The organism is Dryocola clanedunensis subsp. sulfonylureivorans (genome assembly GCF_016756775.1).
Lineage (GTDB): Bacteria > Pseudomonadota > Gammaproteobacteria > Enterobacterales > Enterobacteriaceae > Dryocola > Dryocola clanedunensis.
In genome coordinates this window covers 250,978-266,590 of sequence record NZ_JAERMU010000004.1, presented here as the reverse complement: position 1 = coordinate 266,590, position 15,613 = coordinate 250,978, and the positions used below count along the sequence as shown (strand labels likewise).

The 15,613-nt window shown below is 60.7% G+C and carries 13 protein-coding genes and 1 pseudogene; 13 read left to right on the top strand and 1 reads right to left on the bottom strand.

All coding sequences use genetic code 11. From position 1 onward, the window contains the following. Window positions 1-6: 6 nt before the first annotated feature. On the bottom strand, window positions 7-1,593 hold the full coding sequence (locus tag HYQ67_RS06055) for a gamma-glutamyltransferase family protein (RefSeq protein WP_202302360.1): 1,587 nt from the start codon (window positions 1,591-1,593) through the stop codon (window positions 7-9). A 116-nt stretch (window positions 1,594-1,709) separates the two neighbouring features. On the opposite strand from HYQ67_RS06055, the gene HYQ67_RS06050 reads away from it, so the two are divergent. The 13 genes and pseudogenes from HYQ67_RS06050 to HYQ67_RS05995 all read left to right on the top strand — a co-directional run bounded on the left by HYQ67_RS06050 (window position 1,710) and on the right by HYQ67_RS05995 (window position 15,598). After that, window positions 1,710-2,549 carry an SIS domain-containing protein gene (locus tag HYQ67_RS06050; protein ID WP_202302358.1) on the top strand — a complete coding sequence of 280 codons (840 nt, stop codon included), beginning with the start codon at window positions 1,710-1,712 and terminating at the stop codon, window positions 2,547-2,549. 201 nt (window positions 2,550-2,750) lie between these two features. Beyond that, entirely contained in the window at window positions 2,751-3,992 is a 1,242-nt protein-coding gene (locus HYQ67_RS06045) for a pyridoxal-phosphate-dependent aminotransferase family protein (RefSeq protein WP_202302356.1), read from the top strand. Next, window positions 3,992-5,242 (top strand): annotated as a pseudogene (hpxK, locus tag HYQ67_RS06040) (allantoate amidohydrolase); the annotation flags it as partial. The gene HYQ67_RS06045 and the pseudogene hpxK, both read left to right, overlap by 1 nt. Then, window positions 5,231-5,740 carry a 2-oxo-4-hydroxy-4-carboxy-5-ureidoimidazoline decarboxylase gene (gene uraD, locus HYQ67_RS23965; protein WP_237391123.1) on the top strand — a complete coding sequence of 170 codons (510 nt, stop codon included), beginning with the start codon at window positions 5,231-5,233 and terminating at the stop codon, window positions 5,738-5,740. The pseudogene hpxK and the gene uraD, both read left to right, overlap by 12 nt. Beyond that, complete coding sequence (uraH, locus tag HYQ67_RS06035) at window positions 5,740-6,075, top strand: hydroxyisourate hydrolase (RefSeq protein WP_202302354.1); 336 nt, start codon at window positions 5,740-5,742, stop codon at window positions 6,073-6,075. Before uraD ends, uraH begins: the two co-directional genes overlap by 1 nt. Window positions 6,076-6,099: 24 nt before the next feature. Further along, window positions 6,100-7,440, top strand: a complete 1,341-nt coding sequence (locus HYQ67_RS06030) for a nucleobase:cation symporter-2 family protein (protein ID WP_202302352.1) — start codon at window positions 6,100-6,102, stop codon at window positions 7,438-7,440. A gap of 370 nt (window positions 7,441-7,810) precedes the next feature. Then, window positions 7,811-8,530 carry a FadR/GntR family transcriptional regulator gene (locus tag HYQ67_RS06025; RefSeq protein ID WP_202302350.1) on the top strand — a complete coding sequence of 240 codons (720 nt, stop codon included), beginning with the start codon at window positions 7,811-7,813 and terminating at the stop codon, window positions 8,528-8,530. Next, window positions 8,527-9,540: an ABC transporter ATP-binding protein gene (locus HYQ67_RS06020; protein WP_202302348.1), complete on the top strand. Its 1,014-nt coding sequence runs from the start codon at window positions 8,527-8,529 to the stop codon at window positions 9,538-9,540. The genes HYQ67_RS06025 and HYQ67_RS06020 overlap by 4 nt, the downstream gene beginning before the upstream one ends. Continuing rightward, a complete protein-coding gene (locus HYQ67_RS06015; RefSeq protein ID WP_202302346.1) occupies window positions 9,537-10,601 on the top strand; it encodes an ABC transporter ATP-binding protein in 1,065 nt (354 codons plus the stop codon). The genes HYQ67_RS06020 and HYQ67_RS06015 overlap by 4 nt, the downstream gene beginning before the upstream one ends. Window positions 10,602-10,624: 23 nt before the next feature. Continuing rightward, on the top strand, window positions 10,625-12,139 hold the full coding sequence (locus HYQ67_RS06010) for an ABC transporter substrate-binding protein (protein ID WP_202302344.1): 1,515 nt from the start codon (window positions 10,625-10,627) through the stop codon (window positions 12,137-12,139). Window positions 12,140-12,161: 22 nt separating this feature from the next. After that, window positions 12,162-13,103, top strand: a complete 942-nt coding sequence (locus HYQ67_RS06005; RefSeq protein WP_202302342.1) for an ABC transporter permease — start codon at window positions 12,162-12,164, stop codon at window positions 13,101-13,103. Window positions 13,104-13,105: 2 nt separating this feature from the next. After that, a complete protein-coding gene (locus HYQ67_RS06000; protein ID WP_202302340.1) occupies window positions 13,106-13,981 on the top strand; it encodes an ABC transporter permease in 876 nt (291 codons plus the stop codon). Between the two features lie 15 nt (window positions 13,982-13,996). Next, the gene (locus HYQ67_RS05995; RefSeq protein WP_202302338.1) at window positions 13,997-15,598 is read left to right on the top strand and encodes a gamma-glutamyltransferase family protein; all 1,602 of its coding nucleotides are present in this window, start codon (window positions 13,997-13,999) and stop codon (window positions 15,596-15,598) included. The last annotated feature ends 15 nt before the right edge of the window (window positions 15,599-15,613 follow it).

Sequence of the window (15,613 nt, the reverse complement as noted above, 5' to 3'; positions counted from 1 at the left end):
CTCTCCTCAGAATCCGGCGGCGCTGCCGTTGCTGCGTGGATCGTAGGCACCTTCGAGCATGCCGTTGGTGTGGCGCACAATGGCCCCCGCGTGGCCGACGGCCTCGCTGAAGTCGGGCAGGGATTCGACGTCGTGCCCCAGCCTGCGCAGCGTTTCGAAGGTTTCCGGGCTGAAGCGTCCCTCCAGCTTCAGGCTGTCGGTGGCCTGGCCCCAGGTTCTGCCCAGCAGCCAGCGCGGGGCGCTAACCGCCTCCTGTAGCGGCATTCCCTGAATGACGTGGCGCGTGAAGATAGCCGCCTGGGTTTGCGGCTGGCCGTCACCGCCCATCGAGCCGTAAACCATCGTGCGTCCATCTGCAAGACGAGCGGCAGCCGGGTTCAGCGTATGGAAAGGCTGTTTGCCGGGGGCTAGTGCCAGGAGATGCTCCGGGTTGAGGCTGAACGCTGCGCCCCGGTTCTGCCACAGCACGCCGCTTTTCGGCAGCACCACGCCGCTGCCAAACTCGTGATAAATGCTCTGGATAAACGACACCGCCAGCCCGCTGTTATCAATCACGCCCATCCAGACCGTGTCGCCGGGGCCTTTGCCGGTTCCCCAGGCCGCGGCCTTTTGATCATCGATTTGTGCCGCAAGCTCCGCGAGGGGTTCCGGTTCCAGCAGGCTCTGAATTGAGGTGGTGATATGGCGCGGATCGGTAATGTACCGGTCGCGCAGGGCAAAGGCTTTCTTGGTTGCCTCCACGATGCGGTGGACGGTCTGCGCCTCGTCGGCATCTTTCATCGGCAGATTGTCGGTAATACCCAGAATCGCCAGCGAAACCAGCCCCTGCGTCGGCGGCGTCATATTGAAGATTTCACCGTGCTGATGCTCGAGGCGCAGCGGAACGCGCCTTTTTGCGCGCTGGGCCGCAAGATCCTGATAATTAATCGGCATGCCCAGCTCGCGCAGCTCTTCCGCCATCAGCGCGGCGAGAGGCCCGCGATAAAAACTTTCCAGTCCTTCTACGGTCAGGCGCGTCAGCGTTTCAGCGAGCCTCGGCTGGGTAAAGCGGCTGCCCGTGCGGGGGATCTCACCGCGATGTAAAAACGTCTGGGCGAAGCCGGGGATATCAACCAGCTCGGCGTATTTACCGTGTGTGGCGCTGGCCTGCGACCGGGTAACGGGAATGCCGTCAGCGGCATAGCGAATCGCATCCGCCAGCAGACGTGAAAGCGGCATTGAGCCGCCGCCAAGCTGCGCCGAAACCTTTAACGCTTCGTCCCAGCCGCTCAGCGTGCCCGGCACGGTGATTGCCGACTTTGGCCCCCGGTGGGGAATAGCCTGCTCACCCGCAAAAAAGTCAAAGGTTGCGAGCGTGCCCGCAGCCCCGCTTGCGTCTATGGCAATCGGCTCGCCTTCCGGTGGAACGATAAGCCAGAAGCCGTCGCCCCCGATGCCGTTCATATGCGGATACACCACGGCGATAGTTGCGGCGGCAGCGACCATCGCCTCAATGGCATCGCCGCCGTGGCGTAAAACGGACAGCGCGGTTTCGCTGGCAAGATGGTGCGGTGTGACGGCCATGCCGGAGGGAGCCATATTGCTTTGCATCATCGTTATTGTCTCTTTGGACCAAAGTCGGTGGTGTTATCAAGCAAGAGCTGTTCCAGGTTGACGGGGATCGTTTCGCTGTGTCAGGCTCCGGTGAAACAAAAATTCCAGGAGCCATCGTGAAACAGCTAGATGAACGGCTGCGCGCCGCATACGACAAGCTATCCCCGCAGGAGCAGCGCGTGGCGGCGTTTATCGTCGACCATTTCGATGACCTGATTAGCTACAACAGCGCCGAGCTGGCGCGCCTTTCCGGCGTCTCGAAAGCCACGGTCAGCCGCCTGTTCAAACGGCTGGGCTACGACCGTTATAAAGATATGCGCGACGAGCTGCGGACGCTGCGCCAGAGCGGCATGCCGCTGACGGAAAACCGTGACGCGGTGCAGGGCAATACCCTGCTGGCGCGGCATTATAAACAGGAAATGGCCAATTTAACCCAGTGGGTAAACGCCCTGGACGCGCAGCAGTTTGCCGCCGTGGTGAGCGCGCTGGTGAGCGGCCGACGCATTTTTATCATCGGCCTGCGCAACTCGTGGCCGGTGGCCATCCATCTTCGCCAGCAGCTTTTACAAAGCCGCAGCGACGTCTATCTGCTGCCGCAGCCGGGCCAGACGCTGGCGGAAGAGCTGGTGGATCTCAGCGCAGAAGATTGCGTGGTAGCGGTCGCTTTCCGCCGCCGCCCGCGCATCATTAAACCGCTGCTGGCGAACCTGCACGAGCGCGGTATTCCTCTGGTGGTGATGAGCGAAACCCAGGCCTCCGGGCTGGCCCCGCTCTGCCGCTGGCACCTATCCGCCCCGCTGGAAAGCGTCTCCGCCTTTGACAGCTACAGCGGCGCCATGAGCCTGGTGAACCTGCTGGCCAACGCCGTGCTGCACGAAGCGCTAACCACGGGCCGCCAGCGCATCCACCAGATTGCCGATCTTTATAACGAACTGGACGAATTAGAACAGCGCTGACGCACCTCCGTGGTGCGTCTGCGCATCATCAGTGAACCGTAATGGTTCATTACTGCCGGATTAATCATTCACATCTGGCCGGGTGGATATGCGCCGCGCCATCCACCACCCTTTCTTTAAATCTTTTCTGCCTCATGGCACATTAGTTGCAAAACTATCCGTATAGAATCTTTTGTTTCACGCAGAATAAAAGGAACGCGCATGTTCGCCATTCAGGACTACCCACAGATTAATCCGCCGCACCGCCTGCTGATGGGGCCGGGGCCAATCAATGCCGATCCGCGCGTGCTGCGCGCCATGGCAAGCCAGCTTATCGGCCAGTACGATCCGGTGATGACGGGCTATATGAATGAGGTGATGGCGCTGTATCGCGAGCTGTTCCGCACGCAGAACCGCTGGACCATGCTGGTGGACGGCACGTCCCGGGCTGGCATCGAGGCGATTCTGCTGTCGGCTATCCGCCCCGGCGACAAAGTGCTGGTGCCGGTGTTCGGTCGTTTCGGCCATCTGCTTTGTGAAATTGCCCGCCGCTGCCGCGCCGAAGTGCACACCATTGAAGTGCCGTGGGGCGAAGTTTTCACCGCCGACCAGATTGAAGACGCGATCAAAAAGATAAAACCGCGCCTGCTGCTGACGGTGCAGGGCGACACCTCCACCACCATGTTGCAGCCGCTGGCGGAGCTGGGTGATATCTGCCGCCGCCACGACGTGCTGTTCTACACCGATGCCACGGCCTCCTTCGGCGGCAACGCGCTGGAAACGGATGCCTGGGGCCTGGATGCCGTCTCAGCGGGCTTACAAAAATGCCTCGGCGGCCCGTCCGGCAGCTCGCCGGTTACTATCAGCCCGAAAATGGAAGAGGTGATCCGCCGCCGCAAATGCGTGGAGGAAGGGATCCGCACCGCTGCGCATGAAGATGGCGACGACGAGATGATCTACTCCAACTATTTCGATCTCGGCATGGTGATGGACTACTGGGGCCCGGAGCGACTTAACCACCACACCGAAGCGACCAGCATGCTGTTTGCCGCCCGCGAGTGCGCCCGGGTGATCCTCGAAGAAGGGTTAGATCGCGGCATCGCCCGCCATGAGCTGCACGGCAGAGCGATGGTGGCGGGCATTCAGGGGATGGGGCTGGAAACCTTCGGCGACCTGAAACATAAAATGAATAACGTGCTGGGCGTGGTTATCCCCTCCGCCGTGCACGGTGAGGAAGTCCGCAAGCTGCTGCTGGAGGATTTCCATATTGAGATCGGCACCTCCTTCGGCCCGCTGCAGGGCAAGATCTGGCGCATCGGCACCATGGGCTACAACGCCCGTAAAGACTGCGTGCTGCAAACGCTGACCGCGCTGGAGGCGGTGCTTAACCGGCTCGGTTTCAAAACAACCCAGGGCGCGGCGATGCAGGCAGCGTGGGATGTCTACGCGCAGGGGAGCCGCTGATGGTAAAACTTGCCATGACGCCCGCTGCGGCAGAGGCGGCGGCGCATCGCATCCTACAGCGGGCGGATATGCTGGCCGCGCTTAGCGAAACGCCGGACGGCCTGACGCGCGTCTACCTGTCACCCGAACATCTGCGCGCCAACCACCTGGTTGCAAGCTGGATGGAGCAGGTTGGCATGACTACCTGGCAGGATGCTGTTGGCAACGTCTGCGGCCGCTATGAAGGCGCGAGCGAAGGGGCGCAGGCCGTGCTGCTTGGCTCGCATCTGGACACCGTGCGCAATGCGGGCCGCTATGACGGCATGCTGGGCGTGCTGAGCGCGCTGGAAGTCGTCGCTTATCTTTATCAGAACGCTATCCAGCTGGAGCAGGCGATAGAAATCGTGGGCTTTGGCGATGAAGAAGGCACGCGTTTTGGTATCACGCTGCTGGGCAGCCGGGGACTAACCGGGACATGGCCGGAAAGCTGGCTGGCCTGTGAAGATGCCGCTGGCATCAGCGTGGCGCAGGCGCTGCTCAACGCGGGGTTCGACCCGTCGCGTATTGCGCACGCAGCCCGCCGCCCGGATGCATTCAGCGCCTATCTGGAACTACACATCGAACAAGGCCCGGTGCTCGAGCGGCACGATCTTGCCCTTGGGGTAGTGACCGCCATTAACGGCGCGCGGCGACTGAACTGCAAATTTACCGGTGAGGCCGGTCATGCGGGCACGGTGCCAATGTCGATTCGCAAAGATGCGCTGGCCGGAGCCGCCGAGTGGATGTCCCTCATCGAACGGACCACACGTGAGCAAGGCCCGGACCTGGTTGCCACCGTCGGTTCGCTACAGTGCTCGCCAGGGGCGGTCAACGTCATCCCCGGTGAAGTGCATCTGACACTGGATATCCGCAGCCCGCAGGACGGCAGCCTTGACGATTTGCTCCACCAGTTGTTAAGCGAAGGCGAGCAGATTGCCGTTCGTCGCGGGCTGACGTTCAGCGCCGAAACTTACTATTCCATTCCGGCCACGCCCTGTGACGAAGCGCTACAGGCGCAGCTCGGGGGCGCCGTCAGCGCTGTGCAGGGCCGCAGCCTCTCGTTGCCGAGCGGGGCGGGGCATGACGCTATCGCCATTGCCGAGCGCTGGCCGGTGGGCATGCTGTTTGTGCGCTGCGACCGGGGCATCAGCCATCATCCGGCCGAATCGGTCACCCGGGCCGATGTCGCTCAGGCGGTACGGGCATACACCCATGCGGTTATGCAGCTGGCCCGGTCGCCGCTTACAGATTTCAACAACGCAGAGGAGCAGGACGCACAGCGTCTGGTTTCTCCGTGCGTTGCGCTTCCTGAATGGGTGAATGGCGTGGTGGCAGGCAGACCGTACGACTCGTTTAACGAGCTGCTGGATCGTGCTGCCAATCTGGCTGGAGGCTGGGATCGGCAGGATCTTGAGCTGGCCCTCTCCGCCCATCCTCGGATCGGTGAACAAGCCCAGGGCGGCAGCAAAGAGGCCGCGTTGTCCCGTGGTGAACAATCTGCCGTGGACTCACAAAATACCGTCCTCAGTCTGGCGCTTGCCCAGGGCAACGCCGAATACGAAGCCAAATTCGGGCGGGTATTTCTGATTCGCGCTAAGGGCCGCAGCGGGGAAGAGATCCTTGCCGAGCTCCAGCGCCGCCTGAAAAATTCCCCGCAGCAGGAAGAAGCCGAGGCGCTGGAACAGCTGCGCCAGATTACATTGCTACGACTTGAAGGGGCGTTCGCCTGATGAGCCAGCTAAGCACCCATGTTCTTGATACCGCGCTGGGCAAACCTGCCGGGGGCGTGGTTATCCGCCTTGAATTTCAGTTTGCAGACGGCTGGGAAATTATCGGTGAGGGGCAGACGGATGCCGACGGGCGGCTGAAAGATTTACTGCCCGTGCCGCTGGAGGCGGGGCACTACCGCCTGACGGCTGAAATTGGCCAGTACTTTGCGGCAACCTCGCGGGAGACGCTGTATCCCACGGCACAAATCGATTTTGTGATTCCCGAGGGCGGCGGTCATTACCACCTGCCGTTCCTCATCTCCCCCTGGTCGTGGTCTACCTATCGCGGCAGTTGAACCCACTGAAAACGGAAGGGCAGCATGAAAGAGAACAACAGCGCCTGCGCGCGCCCGGAAGACCAGCGTTACCCCGTCGTCAAAACTTTCACCTGGGGATTGCAGCACGTGCTGACGATGTACGGTGGGATTATTGCCCCGCCGTTAATTATCGGCAGCGCAGCCGGACTCGGCGCCACGGATATTGGCCTGCTGGTCACCGCCGCGCTGTTTATCAGCGGCTTATCAACATTGTTGCAGTCCCTCGGCGTGCCGTTTTTTGGTTCGAGGCTGCCGCTGGTGCAGGGCGTGTCGTTTGCCGGGGTGGCGACAATGGTCGCGATTGTCACCGGCGGCGGCGGGCTGCCGGTCGTTTTCGGGGCGGTCATCGCTTCTTCAGTCCTGGGTTTGCTGATCACGCCGTTTTTTGCGCAGATCATCCGCTTCTTTCCGCCGGTGGTGACCGGCTGCGTGATCGCGGTGATCGGCCTTTCGCTGATGCCGGTGGCGGCGCGCTGGGCGATGGGGGGCAATATGAAAGCCGCAGACTGGGGCGCTCCGTCAAATATTGGCCTCGCGGCGCTGACGCTTGGCACGATCCTTCTTCTTAACCGGATCGGACGGGGCAGCATTACGCGAATTGCGGTGCTGGCGGCCATGATGGTGGGCACGCTGGTGGCGGTAGCAACCGGCAAAGCAGATTTCAGCGGCGTGCTCGAAGGGAGCTGGGTGGCGATGCCGACGATGTTTGCCTTCGGCACGCCCGTCTTCGACGGCGCGGCGATCCTGTCGATGTTTCTGATTGTGCTGGTGCTGCTGACGGAAACCACCGCCGGACTGATGGCGGTGGGCGAGATCGTCGGCACGGACGTTAACGGACGACGTATTGCTAACGGCCTGCGTGCGGACATGCTGACCAGCGCCATCGCGCCGGTATTTAACTCCTTCCCGCAAAGCGCCTTTGCCCAGAACATCGGGCTGGTGGCGATAACCGGCATCAAAAGCCGCTTTGTGGTGAGCGCTGGTGGAGCGATCCTGGTCGTGCTGGGTCTGCTGCCGGTGCTGGGGCGGGTCATTGCCTGCATTCCGATGCCGGTACTCGGCGGCGCGGGCGTCGTGCTGTTCGGCTCGGTGGCGGCAAGCGGCATCCGCACGCTGGCGAAGGTGGACTACAAAGAGAATATGAATCTGGTGGTGGTGGCAACCGCGCTGGCCTTCGGCATGATCCCGATAGTCATGCCAACCTTCTACGATCGGTTCCCCGACTGGGTGCGCACGCTGCTGCATTCCGGCATCAGCGCGACCTGCCTGGTGGCCTTCGTCCTAAATATCCTGTTTAACACACGTCTGCTTCCTTCACGCCGCCGCCTGCCAGAAGCCTCCTGATTAAGCCCCTTCTTAATAATTCATTCCGCACGCTGCTTTGTGGTGCGTGCGGAGTTAACATTTCAAAAACATAATTGCATCATTTTGATCTAATTAATTAACAAATGCACAGCATTGGTGCAATTAATGCACCGTTTTTGTGCGTTTTAAGTACGGTTGGGAGTGAAGGTTCGAAGGATCGAACCAATGAAGGATAATTAATTTTCAAATTTATCAAATAGATATTTTTATATTTCAGAATTATTACGAACCATTCAGAAATTGGTTCGACTATTGCAAGTCATTAGCAAGGTAAGCATTACGCGACGCGCTGAGGCTGACCAGCAGAACAATAAATAAAGTTAATGACGCAACGATAGCAGGCATCTGAATGGCAAATACCTCCCGGTTTCTGGCAAATTCCAGCTCCGCGCTGGAAAGGCTGCGGGCGTTGATCCACTCCCACGAATCGACGCCGGGCATTCCTTTGCCCACCGAGCGCGAGCTTAGCGAACGGCTGGGCGTCGGGCGTCGTGAAATCCGCCGGGCGCTGGACGTGCTGGAGGAAGAGGGACGTATCTGGCGCAAGCAGGGCAAAGGGACATTTATTGGCCCAGCGGCTCCCGTCGAGCCACTGGCGCTACAGGGTCTGTTGCAGCAGACCAACCTGCATGAAGTGATGGAGGCGCGACTCCAGCTTGAACCGGGTCTGGCCCGTCTGGCGGCCCTGCGCGCCACGGGCGAACAGATAGCGCTGATGGAGCGGCTGATTGAGCGCATCGAGCAGGTCAGCCCGAGCGATCCGGATCTCAACGAGCTGTGGGACAGCGCCTTTCACCGTGCCATTGCCGAAGCAGCCGGCAACCGCCTGATGCTCGGCCTTTTTGATGCGATCGACGCCGTACGCCGTGAGCCAAGCTGGCAGCACCTGCGAGAGCTGGCTCGCACCCCGGCCCGCGTCACCCGCTATGACGATCACCACCAGAAAATCCTTACCCATATTGCCGCACGGCAGCCCGTAGAGGCCGCCGCCGCGATGCATGACCATCTCCTCGACCTGCAGCAGGCGCTTATTCAGGCCATCAACCACCAGGAAACCACGAGCTTATGACGACGATTCCTCTGAACGCGCCTGCGCCAGTCCTGCGTCTGCGCAACCTGAACGTAAGATTTAGCGGCTCGCCCGTCAGCGTGCTGGACGGTATCTCCCTGACGCTGAAGGCGGGAGAAACGCTGGCGCTGGTGGGGGAGTCAGGCTGCGGTAAAAGCATTACTTCGCTGGCGCTGATGGGCCTGCTGCCCGCCAGCGCGCAGATTGTCAGCGGTGAGATGCAGTTCAATCATTACGATCTGCGCAGCCTGTCGCCGCGAGAGTATGCCGATATCCGCGGCAACCAGCTGGCGATGATTTTCCAGGAGCCGATGACCTCCCTGAACCCGGCTTTCACCCTCGGCGACCAGCTCAGCGAAGCGATTATGCGCCACCGCAGGGTGAACCGCCGCGAGGCAATGTCGGCCGCGCTTGCCATTCTGGAGAAGGTACAAATCCCGGCGCCGGAAATGCGCCTGAAGAGTTATCCGCACCAGCTTTCCGGCGGAATGCGCCAGCGCGTGATGATCGCCATGGCGCTGATCAACCATCCGCAGCTGTTGATCGCCGATGAGCCGACGACCGCGCTGGACGTCACGATTCAGGCGCAGATCCTCTCGCTGCTCAACACCCTGAAAGAAGAGACGGGCACGGCGGTGCTGATGATCACTCACGATCTGGGCGTGGTGGCGGAAGTCGCGCAGCACGTTGCGGTGATGTACGCCGGCCAGGTCGTCGAAAGCGGCACGGTGGAGACGATTTTTGCCGATCCGCAGCACCCTTACACCATTGGCCTGATGGGATCGATTCCTTCTTTGGGGGCGCGTAAAGGCTCACTCGCGACGATACCCGGCTCGGTGCCGCTGCCGGAATCTATGCCACAGGGCTGCCGCTTTGCCACGCGCTGCCCGTTCGCGGAACCTCGCTGTCACAAACAGAAGCCTGCCCTGCAAAACATGGGGAGCCACCATCAGGTCGCGTGCTTCCGCGTGCCGCTGGAACAACACATCGCGCTGGGAGAAATCGCATGACGACGCCGATCCTCGAATGTCTGGAGTTAAGTAAGACCTTTGCCGGGCCTAAACGCCTGTTTGCCCGCAGCAGCCAGGTGACGGCGGTCGATAGCATCTCGCTGAAAGTCTGGCCGGGTGAAACGCTGGCGATTGTCGGCGAGTCCGGCTCCGGTAAATCAACGCTCGGGCGGCTCCTGCTTCGCCTGCTGGCCCCGACCCAGGGACAGGTGTACTACCAGGGGGAGGAGATCACCCAGGTTAACGCCGCACGCCTGAACCAGCTTCGTCGTGAGCTGCAAATCATCTTCCAGGATCCCTTCGCATCGCTTAACCCGCGCATGACGGTAGAGCAGATCGTCGGCGAGCCTTTATGGCTGCATCAGAACATGGGAAAGGCGGATCGCATTCATCGCGTAGCCGAACTGCTGAAAACTGTCGGCCTGCCGGCGGCCTGGGCCAGACGCTATCCGCATGAGTTTTCCGGCGGCCAGCGCCAGCGTATTGGCATCGCACGGGCGCTCGCATCCGGGCCAAAACTGCTGCTGGGCGATGAGCCGGTTTCCGCATTGGATGTTTCCGTACAGGCCCAGGTCGTTAACCTGCTGGAGAGCCTGAAAGACCAGTTCGGGCTAACGATGATCATCGTGGCGCACGGTCTGGCGGTGATTCGCCATATGAGCGATCGCGTGGCGGTGATGTACCTCGGGCAGATCGTTGAGCTTGCCCATGTCGACGACATTTTTGATGCGCCGCTGCACCCTTATACCCAGGCGCTGATCGCCTCTGCGCCGCAGATGCAGCCAGGCGTTGCGCGCCAGACGCCGCTGTTGCAGGGCGATTTACCGGATCCGTCCAGCCCGCCGACAGGCTGCCGTTTCCACACCCGCTGTCCCCACGCGAAAGACGAATGTCAGCAGCGTGAACCGATCATGCAGGTTCTGGACGGCGGTCGCCAGGTCGCCTGCCACCGCTGGCAGGAGATCAATCGTGACCGCAGCGTCATTCACATTGCGCCACCTTCTGCCGCTTTTGTTCGTCGCCGCGCGCTGTTTGAACATGCGGCATCCCAACAATCCTGACCCCTCTGGAGTGAAAAATAACAATGAAATTGCGAAATGCAGTGGTGACTACCCTGGGAAGTGTGTTGTTGCTGGGAGCCAGCGCCCAGACCTATGCCGAAAGCGTGCTGCGCATTGGCTTAGGGGCTGACCCGGACATGCTCGATCCGCATCAGGCCCGTACCTATTACGGCCGCTTTGTCTTTGCAGCCATGTGCGACCGGCTGGTGGACGTGGACGAAAATCTCAAGGTCGTGCCGGGGCTGGCGAAAGAGTGGGCGTGGAGTGACGAAGGCAAAACGCTGACCCTGAACCTGCGCGAGGGCGTGACCTTCCACGACGGCGAAAAGTTTGATGCCGAAGCGGTGAAATATAACCTCGACCGGGCTATGACGATGCCGGGTTCGCTGCGTAAAAGCGATCTGTCGTCCGTTGAATCTGTAGAGGTGAAAAGCCCGACTCAGGTTGTGCTGCACCTGAAATCGCCGGATGCAGCCCTGCTCAGCCAGCTGACCGACCGCGCCGGCGCGATGATGGCACCGAAAGCCGCGGCGAAGGCGGATTTTGCCGCCCATCCGGTCTGCTCCGGGCCGTATCAGTTCGACAGCCGTGTTTCACAGGACCGCATCGTCCTTAAACGCTTTGATAACTACTGGAACAAAGGTGCCTACCACTTCGATAAGGTGATTTTCCTGCCAATCCCGGACGCATCCGTCCGTCTGGCTAACCTACGGGCCGGGGATCTGGACGTCACCGAAGGGATTGCCGCAAGCGATGTGAAAACCGTGGAGGCCGACAGCAAGCTGAGCCTTGCGAAGGTCACCGGCCTTGGTTATCAGGGCATCACCTTTAACATTAACAACGGCAAAGTCCCGGCAAACGATCCGTTCAGGGATGCCCGCGTGCGTGAAGCTTTCTCGCTGGCTATCGATCGCGACGCCTTAAATCAGGTGGTGTTTGAAGGGCTTTACGCACCGTCAAACCAGGGCCTGTCCACGGTCAGCCCTTACCACGTCAAACTTCCCGTTGCGCCTCGCGATGTCGACAAAGCAAAAGCGCTGCTGAAAGAAGCGGGCATTACCGCGCCGCTGAACGTCTCCCTGCTGGTGCCGAACAACCCGACCTCTCAGCAGGTGGGCCAGGTGCTGCAGGCGATGACCGCCGAAGCGGGCTTTACTCTCAACCTGCAAATGACCGAGTTTGCCACGCTGCTCGACCGTCAGCAGAGCGGCGACTACCAGCTCAGCCTCTCCGGCTGGTCAGGACGCCCGGATCCTGACGGCAGCCTGTTTGCGTTCATCAACAGCAAAGGCAACCTCAACGACGGGCGCTACAGCAATCCACAGGTGGATGAGTGGCTGACCCAGGCCCGCCAGAGCAACGACCAGGCCACGCGCCAGGCGCTGTATGACAAAGTGGTAAAGCAGCTGCAAAGCGATATGCCGATTGCCTATCTCTACTTTGAGCCGCGCATCTTTGGGCTGAACAAAAAAGTGCAGGGCTTTAAACCTTACCCGGACGGCATCGTGCGTCTGGCGGGTTTAACGCTGGCACCTTAACCGACGGGCGTGAGGAGAGACCATGCTGGAACTGATTTGCAAACGCCTGCTGCTGGCTATACCGACGCTGCTTATCGTCAGCGTCATGGTGTTCGGCCTGCAAAAACTCCTGCCGGGTGATCCGCTGATCGCCATGGCGGGGGAGGAGCGCGACCCGGCGGTGATCGCCCAGCTGCGTGAAGAGCTGCACCTTAACGATCCGATCCCGGTGCAGTATTTTCACTGGCTGACCAGCGCGCTACAGGGTGACCTGGGGATCTCCTTACGTACCCATGAGCCGGTCACCACGCTGATTGCCAGCAAATTACCGGTGACCCTCGAGCTGTCGCTGCTGGCGATGATCATCGCGCTGCTGGTGGGCATCAGCATGGGGATCGTCGCGGCGGTGCATAAAAATAGCTGGATTGACCACGGCACTAACTTCGTGGCGATCTCGGGGATCTCGGTGCCGCACTTCTGGCTCGGCATCCTGCTGATCCTCGTCTTTTCAGTCAATCTTCAGTGGCTGCCGGCCTCGGGTTTTGTCCCCTTCAGCGAGGACGCGCTGATGAACCTGCGCACCCTGCTGCTGCCTGCTTTAGTGCTGGGGACGGGGCTTGCGGCCACGTTGATGCGCCATACCAGGGCGTCAATGATTGCCGTGCTGAAAGCCGATTACATTCGTACCGCTCGCGCCAAAGGGCTGCTGCCCAAACGCGTCATCCTGAAGCATGCGTTTCGTAACGCGCTGGTGCCGGTGATTACCTTAACCACGCTGCTGTTCGGCGAGCTGCTTGGCGGCGCGGTGCTGACCGAGCAGGTCTTTACCATCCCGGGCTTCGGCAAAATGATCGTCGACTCCGTCTTTAACCGCGATTACGCCGTGGTGCAGGGCGTTGTGCTGGTGGTGGCAATAGGTTTCCTGTTGCTGAACCTGGTGGCGGACGTGCTCTACGTCCTAATCAACCCGAAAATGCGGAGCTGATCATGGCTGAATTATCCACAACGGGCGTGGCGGTCGCGCTGCCCAAAGCGCCAAATCGCGTGCTGAAAAAATTCCTCGCTAACAAGAGCGCGATGATTGGTGCGGTCATTGTTGCCGTGTTTGTCCTGGTGGCGCTGCTCGCGCCCTGGATTGCCCCCTTTGACCCGGTGAAGGCTAACTTCCTGGCGGTGCGCAAGCCCCTCTCTGAACTCTACTGGTTTGGCACGGATGAGCTTGGGCGCGACATTCTATCGCGCATCGTCTGGGGTGCGCGTACGTCGCTGCTGGCGGGCTGTATTTCGGTGCTGATTGCCGTGGTTATCGGCGTGCCGCTGGGGCTGGTGGCCGGCTATTTTCAGGGAATGTGGGATGGGGTGATCTCGCGCTTCATCGAGGCGCTTTTGGCCTGCCCGTTCCTGATCATGGCCATCGCGCTGGGGGCCTTTTTAGGCCCGAGCCTGAGTAATGCGATGATCGCCATTGGCCTGTCGGCGATGCCGATCTTCGCGCGTCTGACTCGCGGACAGGTGATCGCCATCCGTAATGAAGAGTATATCGACGGCGCAAGGGCGATCGGCCTGCCCGATCGCTGGATCATCATCCGCTACGTGCTGCCCAACGTGATGTCCCCGATTCTGGTGCAGTCTACGCTTGCGATTGCCGCCGCCATTATCACCGAGGCGAGCCTCTCGTTCCTCGGCCTTGGCCAGCAGCCGCCAAACCCCTCCTGGGGCGCGATGCTCAATACCGCGAAAGGTTTTCTGGAGCAGGCCCCGTGGATGTCCATCTTCCCCGGCGTCGCCATTTTTCTGACGGTGCAAGGCTTTAACTTATTAGGTGACGGGCTGCGCGACGCGCTTGACCCGCGCAATGACTGACATGCAGGAGACGTAATGAAAGACTCACTCGATTTTCAGGCAGGCTATCCCTCTTACCGTCCGGCCATGATGGGGCGCAACGCCGTCACGACGTCTCAGCCGCTGGCGGCCCAGGCGGGCCTGCGTATGCTGTTACAGGGCGGCAACGCCGTCGATGCCGCGATTGCCAGCGCCATGGCCCTGACGGTCGTCGAGCCAACCGGCTGCGGCATCGGCAGCGATGCCTATGCGATAGTCTGGGACGGCAAACAGCTCCATGCGCTAAACGCAACGGGCCGCGCGCCAGCAGCCTGGCACCATGACCATTTCGCGCACCACCCGACTATGCCGGAAACCGGCTGGGATGCGGTAACCGTGCCGGGCGCAGTCTCCGGCTGGGTGGCGCTGGCCGAACGTTTTGGCACTTTACCGCTGACGACGCTTGCCCAACCGGCAATTGACTATGCCCGCAACGGCTTCCCCGTTTCGCCGCTGATAGGCCAGCTCTGGGAGCGCGGCTACAAAAAATTGAAAGACCAGCCGGGCTTCAGCGAATGCTTTGCACCGGAAGGAAGAGCGCCAAAAATCGGTGAAATGTTCCGTAACCCGGCGCAGGCCGACACGCTGGAAAAAATCGCGGCCACCAACGGTGAGGCCTTCTATCACGGCGAGCTGGCACAGAAAATTGCTGCTTTTGCGCAAGAGCACGGTGCGCACCTGACGAAAGAAGATTTAGCCAACCATAAAGCCGACTGGGTGGCGCTGCTGTCGAAAGACTTTGCGGGCGGCTCGGTGCAGGAGCTGCCGCCCAATGGACAGGGCATCGCCACGCTGATTGCGCTGGGCATCCTGGAGCAGTGGGATATTGGCCGCTACGGCCCGGATTCGATAGAAACGCTGCATTTGTCCATCGAAGCGATGAAGCTGGCGCTGGCCGACCTGGACCGCTACGTTGCCGATGAAGATCACATGGAGTTCGCGGCAAAACATCTGTTAAGCGACGAATATCTCAAGCTGCGGGCGGCGCTCATTGACCCGGATAAGGCGAGCGACTTCACCTATGGCTCACCGACCCAGAGCGGCACGGTATACCTCTCTACCGCCGACGCCAGCGGCATGATGGTGTCGTTTATTCAGTCGAACTTTATGGGCTTCGGCTCGGGCGTGGTCGTACCAGGCACCGGTATCAGCCTGCAAAACCGCGGCGCGGGCTTCGTGACCGACAAAAATCACCCTAACTGCGTGGCGGGCAGCAAGCGTCCTTTCCATACCATTATCCCGGCGTTCGCGCTGGATAAAGACGGGCAGCCGCTGATGTCGTTTGGGGTCATGGGCGGGCCGATGCAGGCTCAGGGGCATCTACAGATGGCCATTCGCATCATGCTGCACAAGCAGAACCCGCAGGCGGCTATTGATGCGCCGCGCTGGCGAGTGGTACAGGGCAGGGAAGTGGTGGTGGAGTCGACAATGGATCGTAATACCATCGCTGCGCTGCGTGAGCGCGGGCACACCGTTACAGTCGAGGATCCGCTGCAGGCCTATAACTTTGGCGGAGCGCAGATCATCGTTCGTGCGCCGGAAGGGCATTACATCGCCGCAACCGAGAGCCGTAAGGACGGGCAGGCGCTGGTTTATTGAGTTTGTCCCCTCACC